The organism is Pseudomonas sp. LBUM1649 (assembly GCF_059716155.1).
In genome coordinates, this window is sequence record NZ_CP166807.1 from 5,653,264 (window position 1) to 5,679,971 (window position 26,708).

28 protein-coding genes and 1 tRNA gene are annotated in these 26,708 nt (G+C 59.7%); 21 read left to right on the forward strand and 8 right to left on the reverse strand.

The genetic code is table 11. The features are described 5' to 3' along the window. Positions 1 to 94: 94 nt before the first annotated feature. Together upp and ACA058_RS26130 are read left to right on the forward strand one after the other, a co-directional pair. Positions 95 to 733: a uracil phosphoribosyltransferase gene (gene upp, locus ACA058_RS26125; RefSeq protein WP_497636539.1), complete on the forward strand. Its 639-nt coding sequence runs from the start codon at positions 95 to 97 to the stop codon at positions 731 to 733. A gap of 2 nt (positions 734 to 735) precedes the next feature. Beyond that, positions 736 to 2,010, forward strand: a complete 1,275-nt coding sequence (locus tag ACA058_RS26130; protein WP_497636540.1) for a uracil-xanthine permease family protein — start codon at positions 736 to 738, stop codon at positions 2,008 to 2,010. Positions 2,011 to 2,149: 139 nt separating this feature from the next. On the opposite strand, the gene hemH is transcribed toward ACA058_RS26130, so the two are convergent. Further along, on the reverse strand, positions 2,150 to 3,172 hold the full coding sequence (hemH, locus tag ACA058_RS26135) for a ferrochelatase (protein WP_497636541.1): 1,023 nt from the start codon (positions 3,170 to 3,172) through the stop codon (positions 2,150 to 2,152). A 13-nt stretch (positions 3,173 to 3,185) separates the two neighbouring features. Continuing rightward, the gene (locus ACA058_RS26140; RefSeq protein ID WP_497636542.1) at positions 3,186 to 4,088 is read right to left on the reverse strand and encodes a TIGR01777 family oxidoreductase; all 903 of its coding nucleotides are present in this window, start codon (positions 4,086 to 4,088) and stop codon (positions 3,186 to 3,188) included. Between the two features lie 198 nt (positions 4,089 to 4,286). Between ACA058_RS26140 and ACA058_RS26145 the strand changes: the two genes are divergently transcribed. The 11 genes from ACA058_RS26145 to ACA058_RS26195 all read left to right on the forward strand — a co-directional run bounded on the left by ACA058_RS26145 (position 4,287) and on the right by ACA058_RS26195 (position 13,859). Further along, complete coding sequence (locus ACA058_RS26145; protein WP_497636543.1) at positions 4,287 to 5,273, forward strand: NAD(P)/FAD-dependent oxidoreductase; 987 nt, start codon at positions 4,287 to 4,289, stop codon at positions 5,271 to 5,273. After that, positions 5,270 to 5,485: a TIGR02450 family Trp-rich protein gene (locus ACA058_RS26150; protein WP_497636544.1), complete on the forward strand. Its 216-nt coding sequence runs from the start codon at positions 5,270 to 5,272 to the stop codon at positions 5,483 to 5,485. The genes ACA058_RS26145 and ACA058_RS26150 overlap by 4 nt, the downstream gene beginning before the upstream one ends. A 111-nt stretch (positions 5,486 to 5,596) precedes the next feature. After that, positions 5,597 to 6,556 carry a YbgA family protein gene (locus ACA058_RS26155; RefSeq protein ID WP_497636545.1) on the forward strand — a complete coding sequence of 320 codons (960 nt, stop codon included), beginning with the start codon at positions 5,597 to 5,599 and terminating at the stop codon, positions 6,554 to 6,556. Then, positions 6,556 to 7,497, forward strand: coding sequence for a MerR family transcriptional regulator (locus tag ACA058_RS26160; protein ID WP_497636546.1), 942 nt, complete (start codon positions 6,556 to 6,558; stop codon positions 7,495 to 7,497). The genes ACA058_RS26155 and ACA058_RS26160 overlap by 1 nt, the downstream gene beginning before the upstream one ends. A 13-nt stretch (positions 7,498 to 7,510) precedes the next feature. After that, complete coding sequence (gene phrB, locus ACA058_RS26165; protein ID WP_497636547.1) at positions 7,511 to 8,959, forward strand: deoxyribodipyrimidine photo-lyase; 1,449 nt, start codon at positions 7,511 to 7,513, stop codon at positions 8,957 to 8,959. Beyond that, complete coding sequence (locus tag ACA058_RS26170; protein WP_497636548.1) at positions 8,952 to 9,374, forward strand: nuclear transport factor 2 family protein; 423 nt, start codon at positions 8,952 to 8,954, stop codon at positions 9,372 to 9,374. The genes phrB and ACA058_RS26170 overlap by 8 nt, the downstream gene beginning before the upstream one ends. Next, entirely contained in the window at positions 9,371 to 10,153 is a 783-nt protein-coding gene (locus tag ACA058_RS26175; protein ID WP_497636549.1) for an SDR family NAD(P)-dependent oxidoreductase, read from the forward strand. Before ACA058_RS26170 ends, ACA058_RS26175 begins: the two co-directional genes overlap by 4 nt. Further along, entirely contained in the window at positions 10,150 to 11,397 is a 1,248-nt protein-coding gene (locus ACA058_RS26180) for an NAD(P)/FAD-dependent oxidoreductase (RefSeq protein ID WP_497636550.1), read from the forward strand. Before ACA058_RS26175 ends, ACA058_RS26180 begins: the two co-directional genes overlap by 4 nt. Further along, the gene (locus ACA058_RS26185; RefSeq protein ID WP_497636551.1) at positions 11,394 to 12,209 is read left to right on the forward strand and encodes a DUF1365 domain-containing protein; all 816 of its coding nucleotides are present in this window, start codon (positions 11,394 to 11,396) and stop codon (positions 12,207 to 12,209) included. Before ACA058_RS26180 ends, ACA058_RS26185 begins: the two co-directional genes overlap by 4 nt. After that, complete coding sequence (locus tag ACA058_RS26190) at positions 12,196 to 13,467, forward strand: class I SAM-dependent methyltransferase (RefSeq protein WP_497636552.1); 1,272 nt, start codon at positions 12,196 to 12,198, stop codon at positions 13,465 to 13,467. Before ACA058_RS26185 ends, ACA058_RS26190 begins: the two co-directional genes overlap by 14 nt. Positions 13,468 to 13,553: 86 nt before the next feature. Continuing rightward, on the forward strand, positions 13,554 to 13,859 hold the full coding sequence (locus ACA058_RS26195) for a YkgJ family cysteine cluster protein (protein ID WP_497636553.1): 306 nt from the start codon (positions 13,554 to 13,556) through the stop codon (positions 13,857 to 13,859). Between the two features lie 176 nt (positions 13,860 to 14,035). Here ACA058_RS26195 and ACA058_RS26200 read toward each other — a convergent pair whose 3' ends face one another. The 6 genes from ACA058_RS26200 to hemA all read right to left on the reverse strand — a co-directional run bounded on the left by ACA058_RS26200 (position 14,036) and on the right by hemA (position 19,407). Beyond that, positions 14,036 to 14,554, reverse strand: a complete 519-nt coding sequence (locus ACA058_RS26200; RefSeq protein ID WP_497636554.1) for an acyloxyacyl hydrolase — start codon at positions 14,552 to 14,554, stop codon at positions 14,036 to 14,038. 120 nt (positions 14,555 to 14,674) lie between these two features. Further along, a complete protein-coding gene (gene murI / locus ACA058_RS26205) occupies positions 14,675 to 15,466 on the reverse strand; it encodes a glutamate racemase (RefSeq protein WP_497636555.1) in 792 nt (263 codons plus the stop codon). Continuing rightward, positions 15,459 to 16,214, reverse strand: coding sequence for a molybdopterin-synthase adenylyltransferase MoeB (locus tag ACA058_RS26210; protein ID WP_497636556.1), 756 nt, complete (start codon positions 16,212 to 16,214; stop codon positions 15,459 to 15,461). Before ACA058_RS26210 ends, murI begins: the two co-directional genes overlap by 8 nt. Next, positions 16,208 to 17,038, reverse strand: a complete 831-nt coding sequence (prmC, locus tag ACA058_RS26215) for a peptide chain release factor N(5)-glutamine methyltransferase (protein WP_497636557.1) — start codon at positions 17,036 to 17,038, stop codon at positions 16,208 to 16,210. The genes ACA058_RS26210 and prmC overlap by 7 nt, the downstream gene beginning before the upstream one ends. Beyond that, positions 17,039 to 18,121 (reverse strand): peptide chain release factor 1, encoded by a 1,083-nt coding sequence (gene prfA, locus ACA058_RS26220; protein ID WP_497636558.1) that lies wholly within the window; start codon positions 18,119 to 18,121, stop codon positions 17,039 to 17,041. It abuts the gene before it with no gap. Beyond that, the gene (gene hemA, locus ACA058_RS26225) at positions 18,118 to 19,407 is read right to left on the reverse strand and encodes a glutamyl-tRNA reductase (RefSeq protein WP_497636559.1); all 1,290 of its coding nucleotides are present in this window, start codon (positions 19,405 to 19,407) and stop codon (positions 18,118 to 18,120) included. The genes prfA and hemA overlap by 4 nt, the downstream gene beginning before the upstream one ends. A gap of 326 nt (positions 19,408 to 19,733) precedes the next feature. On the opposite strand from hemA, the gene ACA058_RS26230 reads away from it, so the two are divergent. The 8 genes from ACA058_RS26230 to ychF all read left to right on the forward strand — a co-directional run bounded on the left by ACA058_RS26230 (position 19,734) and on the right by ychF (position 26,657). Then, on the forward strand, positions 19,734 to 21,458 hold the full coding sequence (locus ACA058_RS26230) for a tetratricopeptide repeat protein (RefSeq protein WP_497636560.1): 1,725 nt from the start codon (positions 19,734 to 19,736) through the stop codon (positions 21,456 to 21,458). 4 nt (positions 21,459 to 21,462) lie between these two features. Next, positions 21,463 to 22,080, forward strand: coding sequence for a lipoprotein insertase outer membrane protein LolB (lolB, locus tag ACA058_RS26235; protein ID WP_497636561.1), 618 nt, complete (start codon positions 21,463 to 21,465; stop codon positions 22,078 to 22,080). Between the two features lies 1 nt (position 22,081). Then, positions 22,082 to 22,933 carry a 4-(cytidine 5'-diphospho)-2-C-methyl-D-erythritol kinase gene (gene ispE, locus ACA058_RS26240; protein WP_497636563.1) on the forward strand — a complete coding sequence of 284 codons (852 nt, stop codon included), beginning with the start codon at positions 22,082 to 22,084 and terminating at the stop codon, positions 22,931 to 22,933. A gap of 37 nt (positions 22,934 to 22,970) precedes the next feature. Further along, a tRNA-Gln gene (locus ACA058_RS26245) sits at positions 22,971 to 23,045 on the forward strand. A 47-nt stretch (positions 23,046 to 23,092) separates the two neighbouring features. Continuing rightward, complete coding sequence (locus ACA058_RS26250; protein ID WP_003171603.1) at positions 23,093 to 24,034, forward strand: ribose-phosphate pyrophosphokinase; 942 nt, start codon at positions 23,093 to 23,095, stop codon at positions 24,032 to 24,034. A 142-nt stretch (positions 24,035 to 24,176) separates the two neighbouring features. Next, positions 24,177 to 24,779: a 50S ribosomal protein L25/general stress protein Ctc gene (locus ACA058_RS26255; protein ID WP_497636564.1), complete on the forward strand. Its 603-nt coding sequence runs from the start codon at positions 24,177 to 24,179 to the stop codon at positions 24,777 to 24,779. Between the two features lie 170 nt (positions 24,780 to 24,949). Further along, positions 24,950 to 25,534 carry an aminoacyl-tRNA hydrolase gene (gene pth, locus ACA058_RS26260; RefSeq protein ID WP_007973893.1) on the forward strand — a complete coding sequence of 195 codons (585 nt, stop codon included), beginning with the start codon at positions 24,950 to 24,952 and terminating at the stop codon, positions 25,532 to 25,534. A gap of 22 nt (positions 25,535 to 25,556) precedes the next feature. After that, entirely contained in the window at positions 25,557 to 26,657 is a 1,101-nt protein-coding gene (ychF, locus tag ACA058_RS26265) for a redox-regulated ATPase YchF (protein ID WP_497636566.1), read from the forward strand. Positions 26,658 to 26,708 lie beyond the last annotated feature (51 nt).

Below are 26,708 nucleotides of genomic sequence, written 5' to 3' on the forward strand. Positions count from 1 at the left end.
CGTTTGTGGACTAACGTACTCTATGTCTATAGGACAACAACCTCGGATAGATTAATCTAGGCCGGTTTTTTTGCCCGCCGCCGGAGCCTTTCCCATGCCCATCCTCGAGATCCGCCACCCGCTGATCCGTCACAAACTTGGCCTAATGCGCCGCGCAGACATCAGCACGAAGAATTTCCGCGAGCTCGCTCAGGAAGTCGGTGCACTGCTGACCTATGAAGCCACCAAAGACCTGCCGCTGGAAACCTACGATATCGAGGGTTGGTGCGGCACCGTGTCGGTGGAGAAGATCGCCGGCAAGAAGATTACCGTGGTACCTATCCTGCGCGCCGGTATCGGCATGCTCGAAGGCGTGCTGAGCCTGATCCCGGGCGCCAAAGTCAGCGCCGTGGGCGTGGCCCGCAACGAGGAAACCCTCGAAGCCCACACCTACCTCGAGAAACTGGTGCCGGAAATCGACGAACGCCTGGCGATGATCATCGACCCGATGCTCGCCACCGGCAGCTCCATGGTTGCGACCATCGACCTGCTGAAAAAGGCCGGTTGCCGCGAAATCCGCGCCATGGTGCTGGTTGCCGCCCCTGAAGGCATCGCCGCTGTCGAGAAGGCTCACCCGGACGTGACCATCTACACCGCTTCCATCGACCAGAGACTCAACGAACACGGTTACATCATCCCGGGCCTGGGTGATGCTGGCGACAAGATCTTCGGCACCAAGCAGAAGGACGCGTGAGCATGCAGCAAGAGTTCAACGATCCGCTCTGGCGCACGGTGCTGTCTGGCGCCCAGATGCTGTTCGTGGCCTTCGGGGCCCTGGTGTTGATGCCGCTCATCACCGGTCTCGACCCGAACGTGGCGCTGTTCACCGCAGGCCTGGGGACGATTCTGTTCCAGATCGTCACCGGGCGTCAGGTGCCGGTGTTCCTGGCGTCGAGCTTCGCGTTCATCACCCCGATCATTCTCGCCAAGGGCCAGTTCGGTCTCGCCGCGACCATGGGTGGCGTGATGGCGGCCGGTTTTGTCTATACCTTCCTCGGCCTGGCAGTGAAAATCAAAGGCACTGGCTTCATCGACCGCCTGCTGCCGCCGGTGGTAATTGGCCCTGTGATCATCTCCATCGGCCTGGCCATGGCGCCGATTGCTGCCAACATGGCGATGGGCAAGGCTGGCGACGGTAGCGAACTGATTCATTACCAGACGGCGATGCTGATCTCGATGCCGGCGTTGCTGACCACCCTGATCGTCGCAGTGTTCGGCAAAGGCATTTTCCGCCTGGTGCCGATCATTTCCGGCGTGCTGGTGGGGTTTGGCATGGCGTTCTACTTTGGCGTGGTCGATACCGCGAAAATTGCCGCTGCACCCTGGTTCGCGATTCCGAACTTCACTGCCCCGGAATTCAACTGGCAGGCGATTCTGTTCATCGTTCCGGTGGCCCTGGCCCCGGCCATCGAGCACATCGGCGGCGTGATCGCCGTGGGTAGCGTGACCGGTCGCGATTACCTGAAGAAGCCTGGCCTGCATCGCACCCTGCTGGGCGATGGCATTGCCACCACCGCCGCCGGCCTGTTCGGCGGTCCACCCAACACCACGTACGCCGAAGTCACCGGCGCGGTGATGCTGACCAAGAACTACAACCCGAAAATCATGACCTGGGCGGCGATCTTCGCCATCAGCCTGGCGTTCATCGGCAAATTCGGTGCGCTGCTGCAAAGTATTCCGGTGCCGGTGATGGGCGGGATTCTCTGCCTGTTGTTCGGCTCGATTGCGGCCGTGGGGATGAACACGCTGATTCGCCACAAGATCGACCTGGGCGAAGCACGCAACCTGGTGATCGTCTCGGTGACCCTGGTGTTCGGTATTGGCGGCGTGCTGGTCGGTACTGGCACCGGCCCGGACGACTTCGGCCTCAAAGGCATCGCGCTCTGCGCGGTGGTGGCGATTGCGCTGAACCTGATCCTGCCGGGCAATGACAGCTGGAAGCACAAGAAGGCGAATGAGCCGCTGATCTAACCCTGTGGCGAGGGGATTCATCCCCGTTGGACTGCGCAGCAGTCCCATTTTTTAGGGCCGCTGCGCGACCCAACGGGGCGGTGCGACGTTTCGCTAAATCCCCTCACCACAATTGGCACCTCTTCACAATTACCACCTCTTACAGCATCAACGGCGCCCTTTCGCACAAGGCATTCAACGCCTTCGCCCACTGCGGATCATCGTTGAGGCACGGCACCAGCACCAACTCTTCCCCCCCCGCTTCGCGGAATTGCTCCAGCCCGCGATCGCCGATTTCTTCCAGCGTCTCGATGCAATCGGCCACGAAGGCCGGGCACATCACCAACACTTTCTTGACGCCGCTTTTGCCGAGTTCATCCAGGCGAGCTTCGGTGTAGGGCTCGATCCACTTGGCTCGCCCCAGGCGCGACTGGAACGACACCGACCATTTGCCGTCCGGCAATCCCATGCGCTTGGCGAACGCTGCGGCGGTGCGCAGGCATTGACCGCGATAACAGGTCGCGACCACTTGCGGCGGTGCACCGGCGCAGCAATCGCCCCCGCCTTCGAAGCTGTGCCCCGGGTTGAGTTTCGTCAGGTGCCGCTCCGGCAAACCGTGGAAGCTCAACAGGAGGTGATCGAAGTCCTGTTCCAGATAAGGCCGGGTCGTGGCCACCAGCGCATCGAGGTATTCCGGTTGATCGTAGAACGGCTGGAGCACCGACAGTTGCACGTCGAGGTTTTTCTCACGCAGTACGCGTTTGACTTCTTCGATCACCGTCGTGGTGGTGCTGTCGGCGAATTGTGGATAAAGCGGTGCCAGTGTGATCCGCTTATGCCCTTGTGCTGCCAGGCGCACCAGTGCCGATTCAATCGACGGCTCACCGTAACGCATCGCCAGCTCCACCGGGCCGTGATGCCACTGCGCAGTCATGGCCTGTTGCAGGCGACGGCTGAGCACCACCAGCGGCGACCCCTCGTCCCACCAGATCGACGCGTAGGCATGCGCCGACTGCTCGGGGCGCTTGATCAGGATCAGCGACACCAGCAAGCGCCGCAGCGGCCATGGCAGGTCAATCACGTACGGGTCCATCAGAAATTGATTGAGGTAACTGCGCACATCCGCCACCGAGGTGGAAGCCGGAGAGCCCAGATTGACCAGAAGCAATGCGTGATCGGTCATGCAACGTCCTATTTCAAAGGCGGCTGGAAAGATCGTCCAGGGCCGCGCGCAAATCAGTGAACTGGAAAGTGAAACCCGCTTCCAGCAAGCGAGCCGGTACTGCCTTCTGGCCGCCCAGCAACAGCAATGACAACTCGCCCAGGCAGACCTTTAAAGCCAGCGCCGGCATGGGCATGAACGTCGGGCGGTGCAGCACGCTGCCCAACGTCTTGGCGAACTCGCGGTTGCGCACCGGTATGGGCGCGCAGGCATTATAAGGACCACTGGCGCTTTGCTGATGCAGAAGAAAATCAATCAGGGCGATTTGATCGTTGATATGAATCCACGGCATCCACTGCCGGCCACTGCCAATAGGCCCGCCCAGCCCCAGTTTGAATGGCAGCAACAGGCGCGACAAAAAGCCGCCCTCTGCCGACAACACCAGCCCGGTGCGAATGAAGATCACGCGCATGCCCAGACCTTCGGCGCGCTGGGCAGTTTCCTCCCAGGCTATGCATAACTGACTGGCGAAATCATCGATGACCGGTGGCGAATTCTCGGTCAGTTCACGCTCGCCACCATCGCCGTACCAACCGACCGCGGACCCCGAAATCAGTATCTGCGGTTTCTGTTCACGGCTTTCGAGCCAGGCCAGCAGGGTTTCAGTCAGGGTGATGCGGCTACTCCACAACAGGGCTTTGCGCTTGTGGGTCCATGGGCGATCGGCAATCGGCGCACCGGCCAGATTGACGATGGCGTCCACCGGGTCTTGCCCCACCTCTTCAAGCCGCGCAATACCACGCACCTGGGCGCCGCAGATTTTGGCGACTTTTGCCGGCGTCCGGCTCCAGACTGTCAGGCGATGCCCTTGACTCAACCAGTGTCGGCAGAGCTGACGTCCTATCAAACCAGTACCGCCGGTCAGCAATATGTGCATGACTACTTCCTCGCGTGGCGTTTTACCCTGATCACTAGTCTATTTTTATAAGTAAGGGATCTTTTGGTATCGGGCAGGCTCTGTGTTTAACAATAGGCCAAGCTGTCAGAACGAGAACGCTGAAAGTTATACCAAAAAACAATATTGTACAGGTTTCAACCCCGGCGTAGTCTGTACAGACAGGTAAACGAGGCCCTTATGACTGTACCTATCGCAATCATCGGCACCGGCATTGCCGGACTCTCAGCCGCACAAGCCCTGACCGACCTGGGGCATGTCGTGCAACTTTTCGATAAAAGCCGCGGCAGCGGCGGACGCATGTCGAGCAAGCGCAGCGATGCGGGTGCCCTGGACATGGGCGCGCAATATTTCACCGCCCGCGACCGTCGCTTTGTCACCGAAGTCCAGCGCTGGCAGGCCCATGGTTGGGTCGCCGAATGGACACCGCAGCTGTATACCTTCCATGGCGGCCAGCTCGATCTGTCGCCGGACGAACAGACGCGCTGGGTCGGTACCCCTCGGATGAGCGCCATCACCCGCGCCCTGCTGGGCGACCTGGAAGTGCATTTCGCCTGCCGGATCACCGAGGTGTATCGCGGCGAAGAACACTGGCATCTGCAGGATGCCGAAGGCTTTACCCATGGTCCGTTCAGTCATGTGATCATCGCCACCCCGGCACCTCAGGCAACCGCACTGTTGGCCTCCGCGCCGAAGCTCGCTGGCGCCGCCGCCGGGGTAAAAATGGACCCCACCTGGGCCGTGGCACTGGCGTTCGAGACTCCCCTGGAAACGCCGATGGAGGGCTGCTTCGTGCAAGACAGTCCGCTTGACTGGCTGGCTCGCAATCGCAGCAAACCGGGGCGCGACAACACCCTCGACACCTGGGTGTTACACGCCACCAGCGCCTGGAGTCGCCAGCATATCGACTTGCCAAAAGAAGCAGTGATCGAGCAATTGCACGGCGCATTCGCCGAGCTGTTGCACGATGCCATGCCCGCGCCCAGCTTCAGCCTGGCCCACCGCTGGCTCTACGCCCGCCCCGCCAGCAGCCATGAATGGGGCACCCTGGCCGATGCGGACCTGGGCCTGTATGCGTGCGGCGACTGGTGTCTGTCCGGACGCGTCGAAGGTGCGTGGCTCAGCGGCCAGGAAGCCGCCCGCCGCCTGCATGCACACTTGCAGTGAACCACATCAACCCCGGCAAATTGCTGCTGTCGAAATGGACAGCAGCGCACCCGCAACACCGCGAAAAACATTTTCTGGTGACTGAGCTGTTTCGTGATGAGGACGGAACGGTGCGGGAGGTTGAATTGCAGGCAGTGCTTACCCAACGCAGTGAACGGATCGAGTGGCAAAAACTCTCCGATCAGAACAACTGGAAGTTCGGTTGGGCGTAGGGCCCATTAAAACTTATACAAATAATTTGACTTGCACACCTTTGGATCTATGATGAAGCTAAGTTGTACATGATTACGAATCTGTACAAGTTTAGATTCCGAGGTGCTCCGATGCTACTGCCAGCCACCAAACCGAAAATCGCCATCAGTGCCTGCCTGACGGGTGCCGAGGTGCGCTACAACGGCGGGCACAAGGCATCACAACTGTGCAACCGCATCCTCACCGATTACTTCGACTTCGTGCCCGTCTGCCCAGAGGTCGCCATCGGCCTGGGCATTCCTCGCGAGCCGATCCGGCTGGTGGGTGATCCGGATCAGCCCGAAGCCGTCGGCACGGTCGATCGCCACCTCAATGTCACCCGGCCACTGGCCGAGTACGGGCAAAAAATGGCTACGGAGCTGGACGATATTTGCGGCTACATCTTCATGCAAAAATCCCCATCCTGTGGCCTGGAGCGGGTCAAGGTCTATCACTCCAACGGCGCACCGCTGAACGGCGGTGGCCAAGGCATTTACGCCCAGGCGTTCTGCACCTTGCATCCTGACTTGCCGGTTGAAGAGGACGGCCGGCTCAACGACCCGGTGCTGCGAGAAAATTTCCTTACCCGCGTGTTCGCCTACAGCGCCTGGCAGCAACTGCTGCAAGATGGCCTGAGCCGACGCGGCCTCACGGATTTTCATTCGCGCTACAAGTACTTGCTGATGGCTCACAACCCGGTGCAATACAAAACCCTGGGCAACCTGCTGGGCAATATGGGCCACAGCGATCCGCAAGAACTCGGCCCGCGATACTTCAGCGAACTGATGGCCGCCCTGAAAAAATGCGCCACGCGCCGCACCCACACCAATGTCTTGCAGCACATCAGTGGCTATCTCAAACAAGCGATAAGCGCCGAGGACAAACAGGAAATGCAGCACGTCATCGGCCAGTACCGCCTGGGCATCGTGCCACTGGTGGTGCCCCTGACGCTGCTCAAGCATCACTTTCGCCAACATCCGGATCCGTACATCGCGCAACAGGTTTACCTGCAACCGCACCCGGAAAATCTCAGCTTGCGAAACGCCATCTAATGAAAACCCCACTCGATAGCAGCGCCAGCGAAGGCCTTGGCACGGACTTCAAGAAAGCCCTCGATGAAGGCTGGCTGCCGATTCGCGAAGTGGCAAGGCAGACCGGCGTCAACGCCATCACCTTGCGCGCGTGGGAGCGGCGCTATGGCTTAATCGTGCCGCAGCGCACACCCAAGGGGCATCGGCTGTTCTCGGCCGAGCATGTGCAACGGATCCTGACGATCCTCACCTGGCTCAACCGCGGCGTCGCCGTCAGCCAGGTCAAGCAACTGCTCGACACCCCACAGGCCTTTAGCGAATCGGTGGAAAACGATTGGCAATTGCTGCGCCAGACTTTGCTGCAGGCGGTCACGCGACTGACCGAACGTACGTTGGACGACACCATCAATCAGGCGATGTCGCTGTACCCGCCGCGAACCCTGTGCGAACAGCTGCTGATGCCATTGCTGGCAGAACTGGAACAACGCTGGCAGGGACAGTTCGGTGCTCAAATGGAGCGCGTGTTCTTTTATTCCTGGCTACGCAGCAAATTCGGCGCGCGCATCTACCATAACAACCGCCAGCTGCACACCTCGCCACTGCTGTTGATCAACCATTCGGACCTGCCACTGGAACCCCACCTATGGCTAACCGCGTGGCTGATCAGTAGCGCCGATTGCCCGGTGGAGGTGTTCGACTGGCCGCTGCCCGTCGGCGAATTGGCGCTGGCGGTCGATCACCTGCAAGCCCGGGGCGTACTGCTGTATTCCAGCAAAGCCATGAACCTTTCGCAGCTGCCGAAACTTTTGAACGGCGTCAGTTGCCCAAAAATGATCGTCGGACCAACGGTGACCATTCACCACACCGAATTGTCCACCAGAACCTCCGTCATTGCTGATTTGTCCCTGGCCGAAGATCCGTTGTTGGCACACCAGGCACTCGCTCAGCGTGGGCTGATTTAATGGGGTCACTACCATGCAATTGATCTGGCTGCGCAGCGATTTGCGCATAAACGACAACACCGCCCTCTCGGCTGCCGCCGCGGTTGGCCCGTGCGTGGCGGTGTACCTACTGAGCCCGGAGCAATGGCGTGAACACGACGATGCACCGTGCAAAGTGGACTTCTGGTTACGCAACCTGGCTGAGTTGAGCCAGGCACTTGGCGAGCTGAATATTCCCTTGCTGATCCGCAAGGCCTCTCGCTGGGACGAGGCACAGAAGGTTTTGCTCGATCTTTGCCAGCAATTGAAGATTGGTGCCGTTCACGTCAACGAGGAATACGGCATTCACGAAAGTCGTCGTGATGCAGCTGTCGCGCAGTTGCTCAAGGCCAAGGGCATCCCACTCCACAGTTATCTCGACCAGTTGCTGTTCTCGCCTGGCACCGTACTGACCAAAACCGGCACTTACTTTCAGGTTTTCAGTCAGTTCCGCAAGGTGTGCTACGACCGTCTGCACCGCTCACTGCCGAACCTGGTCAGCGCGCCCATGGCTCAAGCGCCGCTGAGTATCGTCAGCGACGCAATTCCCTCAAGTGTCGAGGGCTTCGAAACGCCGAGCGAAACCCTGCGTGTCCTCTGGCCTGCCGGTGAAGGCGAAGCCCGGCGGCGCCTCGACACCTTCGCCGACGCCCAGATCGACTACTACAAAAGTGAGCGGGACTTCCCGGCCAAACCCGGCACCAGCCAGCTCTCTACCTACCTCGCAGCCGGCGTCATTTCCCCGCGCCAGTGCCTGCATGCTGCCCTGCAAAGCAATCAGGGCGAGTTCGAAAGCGGCAAGGTTGGCGCCGTCACCTGGATCAACGAGCTATTGTGGCGCGAGTTCTACAAACACATTCTGGTGGGCTACCCACGGGTTTCCCGCCACCGCGCGTTTCGCCCGGAAACCGAAGCCCTGGCCTGGCGCCACGCCCCTGAAGAACTGGCCGCCTGGCAACAGGCGCGCACCGGTCTTCCCATCATCGACGCCGCCATGCGCCAACTGCTGGAAACCGGCTGGATGCACAACCGTCTGCGCATGGTGGTGGCCATGTTCCTGACCAAGAACCTGCTGATCGACTGGCGCGAAGGCGAACGCTTTTTTATGCGGCACCTGATCGATGGCGACCTTGCAGCGAACAACGGCGGCTGGCAGTGGAGTTCGTCCACCGGTACCGACTCGGCACCTTATTTCCGGATCTTCAACCCGCTGAGCCAATCAGAAAAATTCGACCCCGAAGGTGTCTTCATCAAGCACTGGCTACCGGAGTTGGCGGGGCTGAACAAGAAAGACGTGCACAACCCGGCGAACCTCGGCGGATTGTTCGGGGTGGCGGATTACCCGTCGCCAATCGTCAATCTAAGTACGTCCCGCGCGCGCGCGCTGGCTGCGTTCAAGAACCTGCCTTCTCGACAATATGACGCCGGAGGTGGCTATGAGTGATTTCCTGCGGCGCTTTGCCCGGCAGTTTGCAGACCTGAACAAAGACAATCTGCAACGCCTGGATGAGCTCTACACCACCGACGTGCACTTCACTGATCCGCTGCATGAAGTGCAGGGGCTCGGAAATTTGCGCAGTTATTTCGGCGAGCTCTACGCCAATGTCAGCGAATTGCGTTTCGATTTTCACGGCTACGACCAGGTGGCTGAAGGCGAAGGCTACCTACGCTGGGTCATGAACTACCGTCATCCGCGCCTGGCCAGCGGGCGGCTGATACGCGTCGACGGCTGCTCACACCTGCGCTGGCACGACAAGGTTTATCGCCACCGGGACTACTTCGATGCCGGCGCACTGATGTATGAACATTTACCTCTATTGGGCCGAGCGATCGCCTGGCTGAAAAGGAGAATGGGATGAGTTTTACGTCTCCACGGCGGTATTGGCTGACCGGAGCCAGCAGCGGCATTGGCGCCGCGCTGGCCGAAGAAATACTGAAAACCGGCGCACACCTGGCCGTCAGTTCGCGCTCAGTGGTGCCACTGAAAGTGTTGTCGCAGCGCTATCCCGGGCAAGTGCTGATTGTTCCGGGCGATTTGACCAACAGCCAGACCGTGCGCGAAATCGGCGAGCAGATCGCAGAAGCCTGGGGTTCGCTCGATACCGTGATTTTGAATGCCGGCACCTGTGAATATGTCGACGTTCAGCAGTTCGACTCATCGATCATCGAGCACGTCGTGCGCACCAATCTGCTGGCCAGCAGTTATTGCATTGAAGCAGCGCTCCCGCTGTTAAGGGCAGGTCTCGCGCCGCACCTGGTGGGCGTCGCCAGCTCGGTGACCTACCTGCCGCTGCCGCGTGCTGAAGCATACGGCGCATCAAAGGCCGGGTTGCGTTACCTGTTCGAGTCGTTGCGCATCGACCTGGCGCCGGAGGGCATTGAAGTCACGGTGGTCAGCCCAGGATTTGTCGACACACCCTTGACCGCGAAGAATGATTTCCCGATGCCCCTCAGTGTGCCGGCGGGTAAAGCAGCGCGGCACATCTTCGCCAAACTCAAGCATCGACCCCTGGAGATCGCCTTCCCGGCGCTGTTCATGGCGGTCCTCTGGCCACTGTCGAAAATGCCCAACCGGGTGCAGCTGGCCATTGGCAAACGCATGGTGCGCAGCAACCCGCCGATCAAGGACATACCGTGAACATCGCCATCATCGGCAGCGGTATCTCGGGGTTGACCAGCGCTTATCTGCTCAACCGCAACCACGAGATCACCCTGTTCGAGGCCGGCGACCGGGTCGGCGGGCACACCCACACCGTGGAAGTGGCCGCCGATGGCCGTCGCTATGCCGTGGACACCGGCTTCATCGTGTTCAATGACTGGACCTACCCGAATTTTATCCGCTTGCTGAGCCAGATTGGCGTGGGTTTCAAACCGACCCAAATGAGCTTTTCGGTATCCGACCCGGACAGCGGTCTGGAGTACAACGGCAACAACCTCAACAGCCTTTTTGCCCAGCGCCGCAACCTGCTGTCGCCGGGCTTCTGGGGCATGCTGCGGGACATTTTGCGTTTCAACAAACAAGCTCAGCTTGACCTCTGCGAAGGCCGGATCACCGCCGATACCACGCTGGATCAATACCTCAAGGCCGGTGGTTACGGCGAGCGCTTCATCCTGCATTACATCGTGCCAATGGGCGCGGCGATCTGGTCGATGCCCATGGCCGACGTGCTGGGTTTCCCGCTGCGAAGCTTCATCCGTTTCTTCAAGAATCATGGCTTGCTGTCGGTCGATCATCGCCCGCAATGGTGCGTGATCGAGGGGGGATCAAGTGCCTACATCAAACCGTTGACGGTAACTTTCGACAAAAAGGTCCGCCTCAATTGTCCGGTGACGCAAGTCGAGCGCGATGACGGAGGTGTAGTTATCCACAGCACCGCCGGCAGTGAACGCTTCGATAAAGTGATATTCGCCTGCCACAGCGATCAGGCGCTGAACCTGCTGGCCAGGCCGAGCGCCGCCGAACAGTCGATTCTCGGCGCCCTGCCCTACGCCGACAATGAAGTAGTGCTGCATACGGACACACGGCTGTTGCCTTCGAACAAACTTGCCTGGGCCAGTTGGAATTATCGCCTCGGGGGCGCCGGCCACACACGAGCTGCGGTGACCTACGACATGAACATCCTGCAAGGCCTCGAAAGCGATACCACCTTCTGCGTTAGCCTCAACCAGAGCGCCGGGATCAGCCCTTCCAAGGTGCTAGGCCGATTCACCTATGCCCATCCGCAGTACAGTCTGGCGGCAGTGGCGGCACAAGAACGCTGGGAAGAACTGAACGGTACGCAACACACCTTTTATTGCGGCGCCTACTGGGCCAACGGTTTCCATGAAGATGGCGTGGTCAGTGCGCTGCGCGTTGCCCGCTCGTTCGGTGAAACGTTGTGAACAGCGCCCTTTACAGCGGCTGGATCGCCCATCGGCGGTTCTCGCCGAAATGCCATGAGTTCCGCTACCGGATCGGCTTGCTGTACCTCGACCTCGACGAACAGGACGCCGTACTGGGGTTGTCGCCACTGTCGGGCAGCCACCGCTTTTCACCCTTTTCGTTTCGCGAACGCGACTACCTCAAGGCCTTTACCGGTAACGGCATGGGACTGCGCGATGCCGTGCGCGAACAAGTTCGCCAGGCGCTCGGCCATGCGCCACAAGGTTCGATCTGCCTGCTGACCCAGCCTCGCAGCTGGGGCCTGTCGTTCAACCCGGTGAGTTTTTTCTACTGCTACGAAGCCGATGGCCAACTGGGGGCGATCCTCGCCGAAGTCACCAATACCCCGTGGCGCGAGCGTTATCACTACGTGCTGCCAGCCAGGACGCCCGAGGACCTGCACGACTTCTATCAACATTTCACCGTCGCCAAGGCCTTTCACGTATCGCCGTTTTTGCCCCGGGATCTCGAACACCGAATGAGCTTCAGCCCCGCTGCGAAAAAACTCGGTGTGCACATGGCGGACTGGCAGGGCGATCTGAAACTGTTCGACGCCACGCTGAACCTGAAACGCGAAGCCCTGAATCGCGCCAGCCTGCACCGGTACCTGCGGCGCTTCCCCTGGATGACCGCGAAAACCTGCCTGGCGATTTACTGGCAGGCCCTGCGCCTGCTGTTCAAACGCGTTCCGATATTTGCTCATCAGGCTGCCGATGGCAGCTTTAAAACCGCCATCGTTACACCCAGGGATCGCCGCCATGAAATCCTCTAGTGCCTTTGCCAAAGCGAGCCTGTTGAGTACCAACGGCCTGACCGGATCGCTGCTGCGCCGAGGTGTACTGCGTCAACTCGCGCACCTTCAGCATGGGCAACTGGTGGTCATCGACGAGAGTGAACGGTACGTGTTCGGCACCGCCGGCAGTCATTTGCTGGGAGAAATCCAGATCCACGATGCCGCTGCCTGGGGGCTAGTGGCGAGCAATGGTTCGATCGGCGCGGGCGAGGCTTACATTCATGGCTACTGGAGCTCGCCGGACCTGACGGCGGTAATCCGCATCTTCGTCAGCAATCTTGAGGTGCTGGATGCACTCGAAGGTGGCCTGGCGAAACTCGGTCAACCATTCGTCCAGGCACTGCACTGGCTCAATCGCAATACACGCAAGGGCTCCCAGAAAAACATTGCCGCTCACTATGACCTGGGCAATGACCTGTTCGAACAGTTTCTCGACCCGACCATGATGTACTCGGCTGCACAGTTTCTGAGCCCCGAGGACAGCCTCGAACAAGCGCAGTTGAACAAGCTTGCGCGGATCTGCCAGAAACTCGACCTGAAACCCGACGATCACTTGCTGGAAATCGGCACCGGCTGGGGCAGCATGGCGTTGTACGCGGCGCAGAATTACGGCTGCAAAGTCACCACCACTACGCTCTCCAGGGAGCAGCACGCTTATACCGCGCAACGCATCGAAAACCTGGGGCTGCAAGGCCAGGTAACGCTGTTGCTCAAGGACTATCGCGACCTCACCGGGCAGTACGACAAACTGGTGTCGATCGAGATGATCGAAGCGGTTGGTCACCGTTTTTTGCCGACCTACTTCAAGCAATGTGCGCATTTGCTCAAGAGCAACGGCTTGATGCTGCTGCAGACCATCACCATTCGCGAGCAGCGCTACGAACAGGCCAGGCGCAGTGTCGATTTCATCCAGCGCTATATTTTCCCCGGCGGTGCCCTGCCCTGTGTGCAGAAAATGCTGGAGATCGTCAGCCGCGAAACCGACATGAACCTGCTGCACATGGAGGACTTCGGTCTGCACTACGCGCGCACCCTGCGCCTGTGGCATGTGAATTTTCGCCGTGCCCAGGCTCGCCTTGGCGAATTGGGCTACGACGAGCATTTCCTGCGGCTGTGGGAGTTTTACCTGTGTTACTGCGAAGGCGGCTTTCTTGAGCGCAGCATCGGCACCGCGCAGTTGCTGCTGGCTAAACCTTCGGCGATCACCGCGCCGCTGCTCGGGCGCTTCGATGCTTGAACGCAGCGTTTGGTTGGCGATCCACAGGTCTGAGCGTCCGTCAGGGCTTTCACACAGCACCTACCGACTGCCTTACACTGCGCGCCATGAAAACTATTCCCCACACCCAAATCTCCGAACCGGTCGTTACATGCTCGACCTGTGCAGCCTGCTGCTGTCAGCTCGAAGTCATGCTGATCACCGATACCGGCGTGCCCGAGCGATTCATCGACACCGATGACTGGGGTGGGGAGGTCATGCTGCGCCTGGATGATGGCTGGTGCGCCGCGCTGGATCGCAACACGATGATGTGCACCATCTACGAAAAACGCCCGCTGATCTGCCGGGAATTCGAGATGGGGGCACCGGAATGCATTGAGGAGCGCCAGGGGATTTCGACGGCGTATCGCTGAAGCTCAAATGTGGCGAGGGGATTTATCCCCGTTCGGCTGCGAAGCAGTCGTAAATCCGAACAACTCGGTTTGTTTGAACGGACGCTGGGGGCCGCTTCGCGACCCAACGGGGATGAATCCCCTCGCCACAGGCTTCTTGCTCATCTGGAAATTGCATTACCCACATTTACCGAGCCTTACAACGGCATCGTGTAATGCAGTGCATAACTTTCTATACCATCGTTCGGACTTGTAATACCGGCATTGGAATAGTGCGTCGCGCGAATTCCGACTTCATGCCCGCCGGCAAAGCGCAGGCCAACACCGAAGCGGTCCTCGAACTGAAACGCGCTGCCCAGTTCGTTGCTTTCGACTTCGGTACTGGCGAATACCGCCACGCCAAACCCGAGCTCAACGTAGGGTTTAACGCTCTGACCGGCAAACTCGTAAACAAATACTGGCGAGAACGAAAGGCTGTGGTTGCTGGTGGTCTCGTTGCCATCCCAATAGGTGTAGGCGCCGCTCCAGTAACCGGTCAAACGACCCACGTCGCTCTGCCACCAACTCTTGTCCCAATCGAATTGCATGCCCAGGCGATACGTCATGGTCGATTCGCCGGTCTGGCCGACCCCGAACTCCACGCCTGCCGCCTGTGCTGTGAAACTGTGCCCCATCAGTGCAGCCGCAATCGCGGCCAAGCAAAAGAGTCGCTTCATAGAAACATCCTTTTCCGAACGATAACGTTTGGTTTTTTTTGTTGCTCTACGTTCCCAGCTATAGAAGTCGACGGTTATGCAGAAGTTCACCCCAAATTCTTGCCCTTGCGCAAAACTTGCTTACCCTTCAAAGCTTCGCACAACGCCAGCGTTATTCCACAAGATCGGCAATATATTTGTGAAATGAACTGGATCGGCGCTCGTCCAGAATTGCGCAGCACGCGCAGGTCCGGCGGCGAGCAATTCGCGCTCGGCCAGCAGGCGCTGAAGCTGGCGCGCGACCGCCGCACCGGTGTCGATCAGGCTGATGTCGTCGGGGATCATCTGTTTGAGTAGCGGCTTGAGGAACGGGTAATGGGTACAGCCCAGGATGATGGTGTCGGCGCCCTCGCCAAGCAGCGGCTGGACGTAACCTTCCAGCAATTGACGCAGGGCGGGACTGTGCAGATCGCCTTTTTCGATCAACTCAACCAACCCTGGGCAGGGTTGGGTGATCACTCGAACGTCGGTGGCGAAACGGTCGAGCAACGCGGCGAACTTGGCGCTCTGCAGGGTGCCCGTAGTGGCGAGCACCCCGACCACGCCACTGCGGGTAGCGGCGGCGGCCGGCTTGACGGCGGGTTCCATGCCGACGATGGGCCACTGCGGGTAATCGCGACGCAAGTCGGCAACACCGGCGACAGTGGCGGTGTTGCAAGCCAAGACCAGGGCCTTGGCGCCCTGGCGTTGAAAAAACTCGGCCATGACGCTGCAACGCTGTTTGATAAATTCCGGGGTTTTCTCGCCGTAAGGAATATTCCCGCAATCGGCGACATACAACAGAGATTCGTCAGGCAACAAACGCTGGATCTCGGCCAGCACCGAAAGCCCACCGACACCGGAGTCGAATACGCCAATCGGCGCTTCACGCATGCTTGGGCCCACAGACGCTGCAACCTGGATCACGCTTGACCCGCAACTCACGGAAGCGCGTGCCCAAGGCGTCGATCAGCAACAGGCGCCCCACCAGCGGCTCGCCAAAACCCGCCAGCAACTTCAGCGCTTCGAGGGCTTGCAGGCTGCCGACCAGCCCCACCAGGGGACCGACCACCCCGGCCTCGCTGCAGGTCAATTCGGCTTCGCTGCCGTGCCCATATAAACAGTGGTAGCACGGACTTTCTGCTCGACGCGAGTCGAACACCGACAATTGCCCTTCAAGGCGAATCGCCGCGCCGCTGACCAGCGGCTTGCTGGCGCTCACGCAAGCCGCGTTGACCGCTTCACGGGTGGAGAAATTGTCGGAACAGTCGAGGACCAGATCGACCCCGGCTACAACAGCAGCCAGTGAGTCTTCATCGAGCGCCGCGCGATGGGCGATCAGCCCGATCTGCGGGTTGATTGCCGACAGGCGCTTGATGGCCGAATCGACCTTGCTCATGCCGACGCTGTCGGTGTCGTGAATGATCTGGCGTTGCAGGTTGGTCAGGTCGACCGTATCGAAGTCCGCCAGATGCAACTCACCCACGCCGGCCGCGGCCAGGTACATCGCCACCGGCGCGCCAAGCCCGCCGAGGCCGACAATCAGCACGCGGCTTTCCTTGAGCCGTAACTGACCGTCGATATCAATGTGCTGCAACAGAATCTGCCGGCTGTAACGCAGCAATTCCTGATCATTCAGCATGGCAGGCACCCCAGGCTGATGCGTTGATGACCGCCCAGATCGATGCGGCTGTGGACCTGTTCAAAACCACGGTTCAGCAGCAAGTCACGCACCGCCTCGGCCTGATCGAAACCGTGCTCGAGCATCAGCCAGCCGCCCGCGTCCAGATGGTCCGGGGCCTGGGCAATGATCAAGCGCAAATCGTCGAGCCCGTCGACACCGGCTACCAGGGCGCTGGCCGGCTCGAAGCGCACGTCGCCTTCCACCAGGTGCGGGTCGGCGGACGCGATATAAGGCGGATTGCTGATGATCAGTTGAAAACACTGACCCTGCAGGGCACCAAACCAATGGCTGAGCAGCACCGTGGCGTTGTTCAGGTGCAGACGCTGGCGATTGCGTTCGGCCAGGGCCACGGCTTCCGGCACCCGATCCACGGCAGTGACTTTCCATGCCGGGCGTTCGCTGGCCAGGGCCAGGGCAATCGCACCACTGCCAGTGCCCAGGTCGAGTACTTTGGCGGGGGTGGCCGGCAACAGCTCCAACGCGGCCTCCACCAGCAACTCAGTGTCCGGGCGTGGGATCAGCGTGTGCGGCGCGACTTCCAGGTCGAGCTTCCAGAAACCTTGCTGGCCGAGAATGTACGCCACCGGTTCACCGCTGCGGCGGCGCTGCAAATACTCGGCGAAGGTCAACGCCGCTTCGCTCGGCACGATGCGTTCCGGCCAGGTGTGCAAGAAGCTGCGGGACTTGCCCAACGCGGCCGCCAGCAACAATTCGGCATCCAGGCGCGCCGTGGGCGAGTCGGGCAGATCGGCCGCACGCAACAAACTGGCAATGATCGTCATTTACTCACCTATCGCTGCCAGTTGATCGGCCTGGTACTCGGCCAACAACGGCTCGATCACTGCGTCGACGCCCCCGGCGAGGATTTCGTCGAGCGAATACAGCGTCAGGTTGACCCGGTGGTCGGTCACCCGGCCCTGGGCAAAGTTGTAGGTGCGGATACGTTCGGAGCGATCCCCCGAACCCACCAGCAATTTACGCTCACTGGCGATGGCATTGGCGGCGGCACTGGTTTGCTGGTCGTTGAGCTTGGCCGACAACCAGGACATCGCCCGCGCACGGTTCTTGTGTTGCGAACGCTCTTCCTGGCATTCCACGACGATACCGGACGGCAAGTGTGTGATGCGGATCGCCGAATCGGTCTTATTCACGTGCTGACCGCCCGCACCGGAGGAACGGTAGGTATCGATGCGCAGGTCTGCCGGGTTGATCTCGATCGCTTCCTGTTCGTCCGGCTCGGGCAATACCGCCACGGTGCAGGCCGAGGTGTGGATGCGCCCCTGGGACTCGGTCGCCGGCACTCGTTGCACGCGGTGGGCGCCGGACTCGAACTTCAGCTTGCCGTAGACGTTGTCGCCTTCGACCCGCGCGATGACTTCCTTATAGCCGCCGTGTTCACCCTCGTTTTCCGAGAGGATCTCCACCCGCCAACCGCGACGCTCGGCGTAACGCGAATACATGCGGAACAGGTCGCCGGAAAAAATCGCCGCTTCGTCACCGCCGGTGCCCGCGCGGATTTCGAGGAACACGTTGCGCCCATCGTTCGGGTCTTTGGGCAACAACATGCGCTGCAGATCGGCTTCCAACTCGACCAGGCGTTCCTTGGCTTCGCGGACTTCTTCCACGGCCATTTCGCGCATGTCCGGGTCGCTGTCCTTGAGCAGGGCCTGGGCGCCTTCGAGGTCGCCCTGCACTTTGAGCAACTGTTTGTAGGTTCCGACGATCGGCTCGACTTCCGCGTATTCCTTGGAATAGGCGCGGAACTTGTTCTGATCGGAAATGACCTCGCCATCGCCAAGCAAGGCGGTCAATTCCTCGAAACGGTCCTGGAGGATGTCCAGCTTATTGAGCAGTGACGCTTTCATTGCGGTTTCTTATCCGAAAAGCTTTCCGATGAGCCCTCACCGAGGGCAAAGAGTTCCTGGGCCATCGCCAGCGCATCGAGGCGACCTTCGGCAGAGAGCTTTTTCAACTGCACGCTCGGTGCATGCAAGAGTTTATTGGTCAGGCCGCGTGCCAATTGCACCAGCACCTCTTCGGCACTGCTGCCGTTGGCCAGCAGGCGCTGGGCCTTGTGCAATTCTTCATCGCGCAAGCGTTCGCTCTGTTGACGATAGGCCTTGAGCACATCCACCGCCGCCAGTTCACGCAGGCGCACCATGAAATCTTCGGCGCCGACCGAGACCATCTCTTCCGCGGCCTGGGCTGCACCCTGGCGACTCTTGAGGTTCTCGGCGACCACTTCGTGGAGATCGTCGACGCTGTACAGGTAGACGTCGTCCAACTCGCCGACTTCAGGCTCGATATCACGCGGAACGGCGATATCGACCATGAAGATCGGTTTGTGCTTGCGCAACTTCAGGGCGCTTTCAACAGCGCCCTTGCCAAGGATCGGCAACTGGCTCGCCGTGGAGCTGATGACGATGTCGCTGCGCACCAACTCCGCCGGAATGTCCGACAGCAGCACCGCATGGGCGCCGAACTGCTCGGCCAGCGTGCTCGCGCGCTCCAGTGTACGGTTGGCGACCACGATACGCTTCACACCCAGGTCGTGCAGATGGCGGGCGACCAGGGTGATGGTCTCGCCAGCGCCGATCAGCAAGGCCTGGCTGCGTTGCAGGTCACTGAAAATCTGTTTTGCCAGGCTGACCGCGGCAAACGCCACGGACACCGGGTTCTCGCCAATGGCGGTGTCGGTGCGCACTTGCTTGGCCGCATTGAACGTCGCCTGGAACAAGCGCCCGAGCAACGGCCCGATGGTGCCGGCCTCGCGAGCCACGGCGTAGGCCGATTTCATCTGGCCGAGAATCTGCGGTTCGCCCAACACCAGCGAATCGAGCCCGGAAGCCACCCGCATCATGTGACGAACTGCCGCATCGTCTTCGTGCACATAAGCGCTCGCGCGCAGCTCATCGAGGCTCAAATGATGATATTCGGCCAGCCAGCGCAGCACGGTATCCGCCGACAGGTGATCCTGTTCTATATAGAGTTCACTGCGATTGCAGGTGGAGAGGATCGCAGCTTCGCGGCTGTCGGTGAGTCGGCAGAGCTGCTGCAAGGCCTCAACCAGCTGCTCAGGGGTAAAGGCCACGCGCTCGCGGACGTCTACTGAAGCAGTCTTGTGGTTAATACCGAGTGCAAGGAAGGCCATTCAAGGTCGCTGGTGGTGACGTGAAGCCGGCAATTGTCCTACTTCGTCAGATTCAGAACAACTACTCGATATCTATCACCCTGGTAGGAACCGCCCAGGTTTGCGAGCGGTTCTCGTTTACACGCTCCCCCCTGTAGGAGCGAGCTCGCTCGCGATGGTCGTTAACGATGCCGCGGGGTGCCTGAATGCACACGGCGCCTATGCGTTTTTCGCGAGCAAGCTCGCTCCTACAAGGGCGGTGCAGATGGAAATTGGCCGGCCGGTTATGTTTGACCGAAGGCTTGTGTCATGATGGCCCGACCGCAGGTTAGTCGTCCTCTTCCTATATGAATAGATCTTCCGCGTTGCTCCTTGCCCTTGTCTTTCTCAGCGGCTGCCAGGCTCTGGCCCCTGTGTCGACGGACGACCCGTCGCCGGTCGAAGACGCGACCCCGGCCCCTGAAAAGCCCAAGGTCTACAGCTCGTTCAGCGAAGACACCGTCTTCAGCCTGCTGAGCGCGGAACTGGCTGGCCAGCGCAATCGTTTCGACATCGCCCTGGACAACTACGTGACCCAGGCCATCAACACTCAGGATGCGGGCATCTCCGAGCGAGCTTTCCGCATTGCCGAGTACCTGGGCGCCGACCAGGCCGCCCTGGACACGGCACTTATCTGGGCCAAGAACGCTCCGGATGACCTTGAGGCCCAGCGGGCCGCCGCCGTGCAACTGGCGCGTGCCGGGCGCTATGACGACTCCATGGTCTACATGGAGAAAGTGCTGCAAGGCAAGGGCGATACCCATTTCGACTTCCTCGCGCTGTCCGCGGCCGATACCGACCAGGACACGCGCAATGGCCTTATGAAAAGTTTCGACCGCTTGTTGCAGCGCCACCCGAACAACGGCCAGCTGATTTTTGGCAAGGCCTTGCTGCTGCAACAGGATGGCGACACCAAAGGCGCGCTGACCCTGCTGGAAGACAATCCGCCGGACGACGGCGAAATTGCCCCGATCCTTCTGCGCGCGCGCCTGCTGCAAGCCCTCGATCGCGGTGACGAAGCCTTGCCGCTGCTGCAAAAGAGCATCAGGAAATACCCGGACGACAAGCGCCTGCGCCTGACCTACGCGCGCATGCTGGTTGAACAGGACCGCATGGATGACGCCAAGTCCCAGTTCTCAAGCCTGGTGCAGCAATACCCGGAAGACGACGACCTGCGTTATTCGCTGGCGCTCGTCTGCCTGGAAGCCAAGGCCTGGGACGAGGCCAAGGGCTACCTGGAAGACCTGATCGCCCGTGACAGCCACGTCGACTCGGCGCACCTGAACCTGGGGCGCATCGCCGAAGAGCGTAACGATCCACAAGGCGCGCTGATCGAGTACGCCAAGGTCGGCCCGGGCAACGACTACCTGCCGGCGCAGCTACGCCAGGCCGATATCCTGATGAACAACGGCAGGACCGCCGAAGCCCAAACCCGCCTCGCGGCCGAACGCGACGAGCAACCGGACTACGCGATCCAGTTGTATCTGATCGAAGCCGAAACCCTGTCCGCCAATAAACAAGGCGACAAGGCCTGGAAAGTTTTGGAACAAGCCCTGCAAAAATACCCGGACGACCTGAACCTGCTCTATACCCGCGCCATGCAGGCGGAAAAGCGCAATGACCTGGCACAGATGGAAAAAGACCTGCGCCTGATCATCAAGCGCGACCCGGACAATGCCATGGCATTGAACGCCCTCGGCTATACCCTGTCTGACCGGACGACGCGATACGCTGAAGCCAAGGCGCTGATCGAACAAGCACACCAGATCAGCCCGGAAGACCCGGCGGTTCTCGACAGCCTCGGCTGGGTGAATTACCGCCTGGGCAATCTCGACGAAGCCGAGCGCCTGCTGCGCCAGGCCCTGGAGCGCTTTCCCGACCAGGAAGTCGCCGCCCACCTAGGCGAAGTCCTGTGGGCCAATGGCAAACAACATGAAGCCCGGCAAATCTGGGGCAAGTTCCTCAAGGAACAACCCGACAGCCCTACCCTGCGCGGCACCATCAAGCGCCTGACCGGATCAGAGACTCTTTAAGATTATGTTTTTGCGCCACCTCATCGTTTTCAGTTTCATCGCCTTGCTCGCCGGCTGCGCGGGTTTCACTGCCCGCGAATCGGTCGAAGGCCACGGTAACCCTGCGCAATGGCGCGAGCACAAACAGCAGCTTGCGAGCCTTGACGGCTGGCAGATCGACGGCAAGATCGGCATCCGTGCGCCAAAAGATTCCGGCAGCGGCACGCTGTTCTGGCTGCAACGCCAGGATTACTACGACATCCGCCTTTCGGGCCCATTGGGTCGCGGTGCGGCGCGCCTGACCGGGCGTCCGGGCAAGGTTTCCCTGGAAGTCGCCAACCAGGGGCGCTACGAAGCGTCGTCCCCGGATGCCCTGCTTGAAGAGCAGCTGGGCTGGAAGCTGCCGGTTGCCAACCTGGCCTGGTGGGTCCGCGGGCTACCGGCGCCGGACAGCAAAAGCCGCTTGACGCTCGATGGCGACAGCCGCCTGGCCAACCTCGAACAGGACGGCTGGCAGGTCGAATATACCGCCTACACCGAGCAAAACGGCTACTGGTTGCCCGAGCGAATCAAACTGCACGGCACCGACCTGGATGTCACATTGGTGATCAAGGCCTGGCAACCGCGCAAATTGGGGCAGTGACATGCCGACCAATCGCCTGACCCTGCCCTCCCCAGCCAAACTCAATTTGATGCTGCACATTCTTGGTCGCCGTGAAGACGGCTACCACGAGCTGCAGACATTGTTTCAATTTCTCGACTACGGCGACGAAATCACCTTCGCCGTGCGCGACGACGGTGTCATTCGCCTGCACACCGAGTTCGAAGGCGTCCCGCACGACAGCAACCTGATCGTCAAAGCCGCAAGACAACTTCAGGCGCAATCCGGCTGTTCGCTCGGCATGGATATCTGGATTGAAAAGATCCTGCCCATGGGCGGCGGCATTGGCGGCGGCAGTTCGAATGCCGCCACCACCCTGCTCGGCCTCAATCACCTCTGGCAACTGGGTTGGGATGAGGATCGACTGGCCGCGCTGGGCCTGACGCTGGGCGCCGATGTCCCGGTTTTCGTGCGCGGCCATGCGGCTTTCGCCGAGGGCGTGGGGGAGAAACTGACCCCTGTCGACCCGGAAGAACCCTGGTATCTCGTGCTGGTGCCGCAAGTCTCTGTAAGTACGGCAGAAATTTTTTCAGATCCGTTGTTGACACGTAACACTCCTCCCATTAAAGTGCGCCCCGTTCCCAAGGGAAACAGTCGAAATGACTGCTTGCCGGTGGTAGCAAGGCGTTATCCAGAGGTACGTAACGCATTGAATTTGTTAGGTAATTTTACCGAAGCAAAACTCACCGGAACTGGAAGTTGTGTGTTTGGGGGCTTCCCAAGCAAAGCTGAAGCTGATAAAGTCTCGGCCCTTCTTACAGAGACCCTTACAGGGTTTGTAGCAAAAGGAAGCAACATTTCGATGTTGCATCGCAAGCTGCAAAGTCTGCTCTAAAGGAACACGAGTACTGGGTACTCGTTGCAACAGATACAGGGGCGTCGCCAAGCGGTAAGGCAGCAGGTTTTGATCCTGCCATGCGTTGGTTCGAATCCAGCCGCCCCTGCCATTTTCCTATACTCATCCAGGTATACCCTCAGCCTTCAGGTACTGCGCGTGTCCAAGATGATGGTCTTTACGGGGAACGCTAACCCCGATCTGGCTCGGCGTGTCGTACGTCAGCTGCATATCCCTCTCGGTGACATCTCTGTCGGTAAATTCTCCGACGGCGAAATTACAGCCGAGATCAATGAAAACGTCCGCGGTAAAGATGTCTTCATTATTCAGCCGACTTGCGCTCCGACCAACGATAACCTGATGGAACTGGTAGTGATGGCTGATGCCTTCCGCCGCTCCTCGGCTACTCGTATTACTGCTGTTATTCCTTACTTTGGTTATGCCCGTCAGGATCGCCGTCCGCGTTCTGCACGTGTGGCTATCAGCGCGAAAGTCGTGGCTGACATGCTTACCGTAGTCGGCATCGACCGTGTTCTCACGGTTGATCTGCATGCTGACCAAATCCAGGGTTTCTTCGATATTCCGGTAGATAACATCTACGGCTCCCCGGTTCTGGTGGATGACATTGAAGATCAGCGCTTCGAAAACCTGATGATCGTGTCCCCGGACATTGGTGGCGTCGTGCGTGCACGTGCTGTTGCCAAGTCGCTGGGCGTGGATCTCGGAATCATCGACAAACGCCGTGAGAAAGCCAATCACTCTGAAGTGATGCATATCATCGGTGATGTCGAAGGGCGTACCTGTATTCTGGTCGATGACATGGTCGATACCGCCGGCACCCTGTGCCACGCGGCCAAGGCCTTGAAAGAGCATGGCGCTGCCAAGGTTTTCGCCTACTGCACGCACCCTGTGCTGTCGGGTCGGGCGATCGAAAACATTGAAAATTCCGTGCTGGACGAGCTGGTGGTGACTAACACCATCCCGCTGTCCGCTGCAGCACAAGCCTGTGCACGTATCCGTCAACTGGATATCGCACCGGTTGTTGCCGAGGCGGTCCGCCGCATCAGCAATGAAGAATCGATCAGCGCGATGTTCCGCTAAGGGCCCTGCCCTTCTCGAAATGTCTCGTTGACGAAAAGCGCCCCGCCCCGGCATTCCTGTCGGGGCGGGGCTTTTTTGCCCATATCGCCTTTAGCGCTGGTCGCAAACGCTGGGGCGAGTGTGGTTATTTTGGAGATACAACATGAACGATTTTACTCTGAATGCTGAAGTGCGTTCCGACCTGGGGAAAGGTGCGAGCCGCCGCCTGCGTCGTCTCGCAAGCCTGGTTCCAGCTGTAGTTTACGGTGGCGAAAAAGCCCCTGAATCCATCAGCATGCTGGCTAAAGAAGTTGCCAAACTGCTCGAAAACGAAGCGGCTTACAGCCACATCATCGAGCTGAACGTTGGCGGCACCAAGCAGAACGTAATCATCAAGGCTCTGCAGCGTCACCCGGCCAAAGGTCACGTACTGCACGCTGACTTCGTACGCGTTGTAGCGGGTCAGAAACTGACCGCTACCGTGCCTGTACACTTCGTTGGCGAAGAAGCTCCGACCAAGAAAGGCGGCGAAATCTCGCACGTTGTTTCGGAAATCGAAGTGACCTGCCTGCCGAAAGACCTGCCTGAATTCATCGAAGTCGACCTGGCTAACGCCGAAATCGGTTCGATCATTCACCTGTCCGACCTCAAGGCTCCTAAAGGCGTTGAGTTCGTGGCCCTGGCACACGGCGATGACAAGGCTGTTGCCAACGTTCACGCTCCACGTGTTGCTCCAGAAGCTACCGAAGAAGGCGCAGCAGAGTAATTTTACTCTGTTCGCCGGAGTGACCGGAAACATCGCGGACTAGAGCGTAGCGAGAAAGCGGGCGAGAACGCGGAGTTTACATCTATGGTAAATGAGCAATTTTCGTCCACTTTCGCCGCACGCACCGATTGCAGCGATGTTATCCACCACTCCAAGGAAGGGCCCCTATCGTGACTGCCATAAAACTGATCGTTGGCCTGGGTAATCCAGGCGCTGAATACGAACAGACCCGGCATAACGCAGGGGCCCTTTTTGTTGAGCGCATCGCGAACGCACAAGGCGTGAACCTTGTGGCGGACCGCAAATATTTCGGCCTGACCGGGCGCTATTCGCATCAGGGTCAGGATGTTCGTCTGCTGATTCCCACCACGTACATGAACCGCAGCGGCCAGGCCGTGGCGGCCCTTGCAGGTTTCTTCCGCATCAAGCCTGAAGAAATCCTCGTGGCACACGACGAACTCGATCTGCCTCCAGGCGTCGCCAAACTCAAAGTGGGCGGCGGCCATGGCGGTCACAACGGGTTGCGCGACATCATTGCGCAACTGGGCAATCAGAATACCTTTCATCGCTTGCGGCTTGGCATTGGCCACCCGGGCGTTGCCAGTATGGTTTCAAACTTCGTCCTGGGTCGTGCGCCACGCGCCGAACAGGAAAAACTCGATGCCAGCATCGACTTTGCCCTCGGCGTGCTGCCGGATATCCTCGCCGGTGAATGGAACCGCGCGATGAAAAACCTGCACAGCCAGAAGGCCTGACTTTTACCCGAGGGGAAACACCATGGGATTCAATTGCGGCATCGTCGGCCTGCCTAACGTCGGCAAGTCCACCCTGTTCAACGCCCTGACCAAATCCGGTATCGCGGCCGAGAACTTCCCCTTCTGCACCATCGAACCGAACACCGGTATCGTGCCGATGCCGGATCCGCGCCTGGAAGCCCTGGCGGCCATCGTCAATCCGAAGCGCATCCTGCCGACCACCATGGAATTTGTCGACATCGCGGGCCTGGTTGCCGGCGCCTCGAAAGGTGAAGGCCTGGGCAACAAGTTCCTCGCCAACATCCGTGAGACCGATGCCATCGCTCACGTGGTCCGCTGCTTCGAAGACGAGAACGTGATTCACGTCTCCAACAGCGTCGACCCTAAACGCGACATCGAAATCATCGAGCTGGAACTGATCTTCGCCGACCTCGACAGCTGCGAGAAGCAACTGCAGAAAGTCGCCCGCAATGCCAAGGGTGGTGACAAGGACGCCGTTGTCCAAAAGGGCCTGCTGGAGCAATTGATCGCTCACTTCACCCTCGGCAAGCCTGCGCGCACGCTGATGAAGAACATGGGTGCCGATGACAAAGCGGTGATTCGTGGCTTCCACCTGCTGACCACCAAGCCGGTCATGTACATCGCCAACGTCGCTGAAGACGGTTTCGAGAACAACCCGCTGCTGGACATCGTCAAAGCCATCGCTGAAGAAGAAGGCGCCATGGTGGTTCCGGTCTGCAACAAGATCGAAGCCGAAATCGCCGAACTGGAAGACGGCGAAGAAAAAGACATGTTCCTCGAAGCCCTGGGCCTCGAAGAGCCTGGCTTGAACCGTGTGATCCGCGCCGGCTACGAAATGCTGCACCTGCAGACCTATTTCACCGCCGGTGTCGAAGAAGTCCGCGCCTGGACCGTGCGCGTCGGTGCCACCGCACCACAAGCCGCTGGCGTGATCCACACCGACTTCGAAAAAGGCTTCATCCGCGCCGAAGTGATCGCCTACAACGATTTCATCCAGTACAAGGGTGAAGCCGGTACCAAGGAAGCCGGTAAATGGCGCCTGGAAGGCAAGGATTACATCGTCAAGGACGGCGACGTGATGCACTTCCGCTTCAACGTCTGACGTTTGCAGCCATCAACAAAAAAAGCACCCTAGGGTGCTTTTTTTGTGGGC

Excerpts from the sequence above, each read along its gene's own strand:
- phrB (WP_497636547.1), top strand. The coding sequence starts at position 7,511 with ATGCAATTGATCTGGCTGCGCAGCGATTTGCGCATAAACGACAACACC.
- ispE (WP_497636563.1), top strand. The coding sequence starts at position 22,082 with ATGCCGACCAATCGCCTGACCCTGCCCTCCCCAGCCAAACTCAATTTG.
- hemH (WP_497636541.1), bottom strand. The coding sequence starts at position 3,172 with ATGACCGATCACGCATTGCTTCTGGTCAATCTGGGCTCTCCGGCTTCC.
- ACA058_RS26160 (WP_497636546.1), top strand. The coding sequence starts at position 6,556 with ATGAAAACCCCACTCGATAGCAGCGCCAGCGAAGGCCTTGGCACGGAC.
- ACA058_RS26190 (WP_497636552.1), top strand. The coding sequence starts at position 12,196 with ATGAAATCCTCTAGTGCCTTTGCCAAAGCGAGCCTGTTGAGTACCAAC.
- hemA (WP_497636559.1), bottom strand. The coding sequence starts at position 19,407 with ATGGCCTTCCTTGCACTCGGTATTAACCACAAGACTGCTTCAGTAGAC.
- ACA058_RS26155 (WP_497636545.1), top strand. The coding sequence starts at position 5,597 with ATGCTACTGCCAGCCACCAAACCGAAAATCGCCATCAGTGCCTGCCTG.
- upp (WP_497636539.1), top strand. The coding sequence starts at position 95 with ATGCCCATCCTCGAGATCCGCCACCCGCTGATCCGTCACAAACTTGGC.
- ACA058_RS26210 (WP_497636556.1), bottom strand. The coding sequence starts at position 16,214 with ATGCTGAATGATCAGGAATTGCTGCGTTACAGCCGGCAGATTCTGTTG.
- prmC (WP_497636557.1), bottom strand. The coding sequence starts at position 17,038 with ATGACGATCATTGCCAGTTTGTTGCGTGCGGCCGATCTGCCCGACTCG.
- ychF (WP_497636566.1), top strand. The coding sequence starts at position 25,557 with ATGGGATTCAATTGCGGCATCGTCGGCCTGCCTAACGTCGGCAAGTCC.
- ACA058_RS26255 (WP_497636564.1), top strand. The coding sequence starts at position 24,177 with ATGAACGATTTTACTCTGAATGCTGAAGTGCGTTCCGACCTGGGGAAA.
- ACA058_RS26200 (WP_497636554.1), bottom strand. The coding sequence starts at position 14,554 with ATGAAGCGACTCTTTTGCTTGGCCGCGATTGCGGCTGCACTGATGGGG.
- ACA058_RS26140 (WP_497636542.1), bottom strand. The coding sequence starts at position 4,088 with ATGCACATATTGCTGACCGGCGGTACTGGTTTGATAGGACGTCAGCTC.
- ACA058_RS26195 (WP_497636553.1), top strand. The coding sequence starts at position 13,554 with ATGAAAACTATTCCCCACACCCAAATCTCCGAACCGGTCGTTACATGC.
- ACA058_RS26170 (WP_497636548.1), top strand. The coding sequence starts at position 8,952 with ATGAGTGATTTCCTGCGGCGCTTTGCCCGGCAGTTTGCAGACCTGAAC.
- ACA058_RS26145 (WP_497636543.1), top strand. The coding sequence starts at position 4,287 with ATGACTGTACCTATCGCAATCATCGGCACCGGCATTGCCGGACTCTCA.
- murI (WP_497636555.1), bottom strand. The coding sequence starts at position 15,466 with ATGCGTGAAGCGCCGATTGGCGTATTCGACTCCGGTGTCGGTGGGCTT.
- prfA (WP_497636558.1), bottom strand. The coding sequence starts at position 18,121 with ATGAAAGCGTCACTGCTCAATAAGCTGGACATCCTCCAGGACCGTTTC.
- ACA058_RS26130 (WP_497636540.1), top strand. The coding sequence starts at position 736 with ATGCAGCAAGAGTTCAACGATCCGCTCTGGCGCACGGTGCTGTCTGGC.
- ACA058_RS26175 (WP_497636549.1), top strand. The coding sequence starts at position 9,371 with ATGAGTTTTACGTCTCCACGGCGGTATTGGCTGACCGGAGCCAGCAGC.
- ACA058_RS26230 (WP_497636560.1), top strand. The coding sequence starts at position 19,734 with ATGAATAGATCTTCCGCGTTGCTCCTTGCCCTTGTCTTTCTCAGCGGC.
- lolB (WP_497636561.1), top strand. The coding sequence starts at position 21,463 with ATGTTTTTGCGCCACCTCATCGTTTTCAGTTTCATCGCCTTGCTCGCC.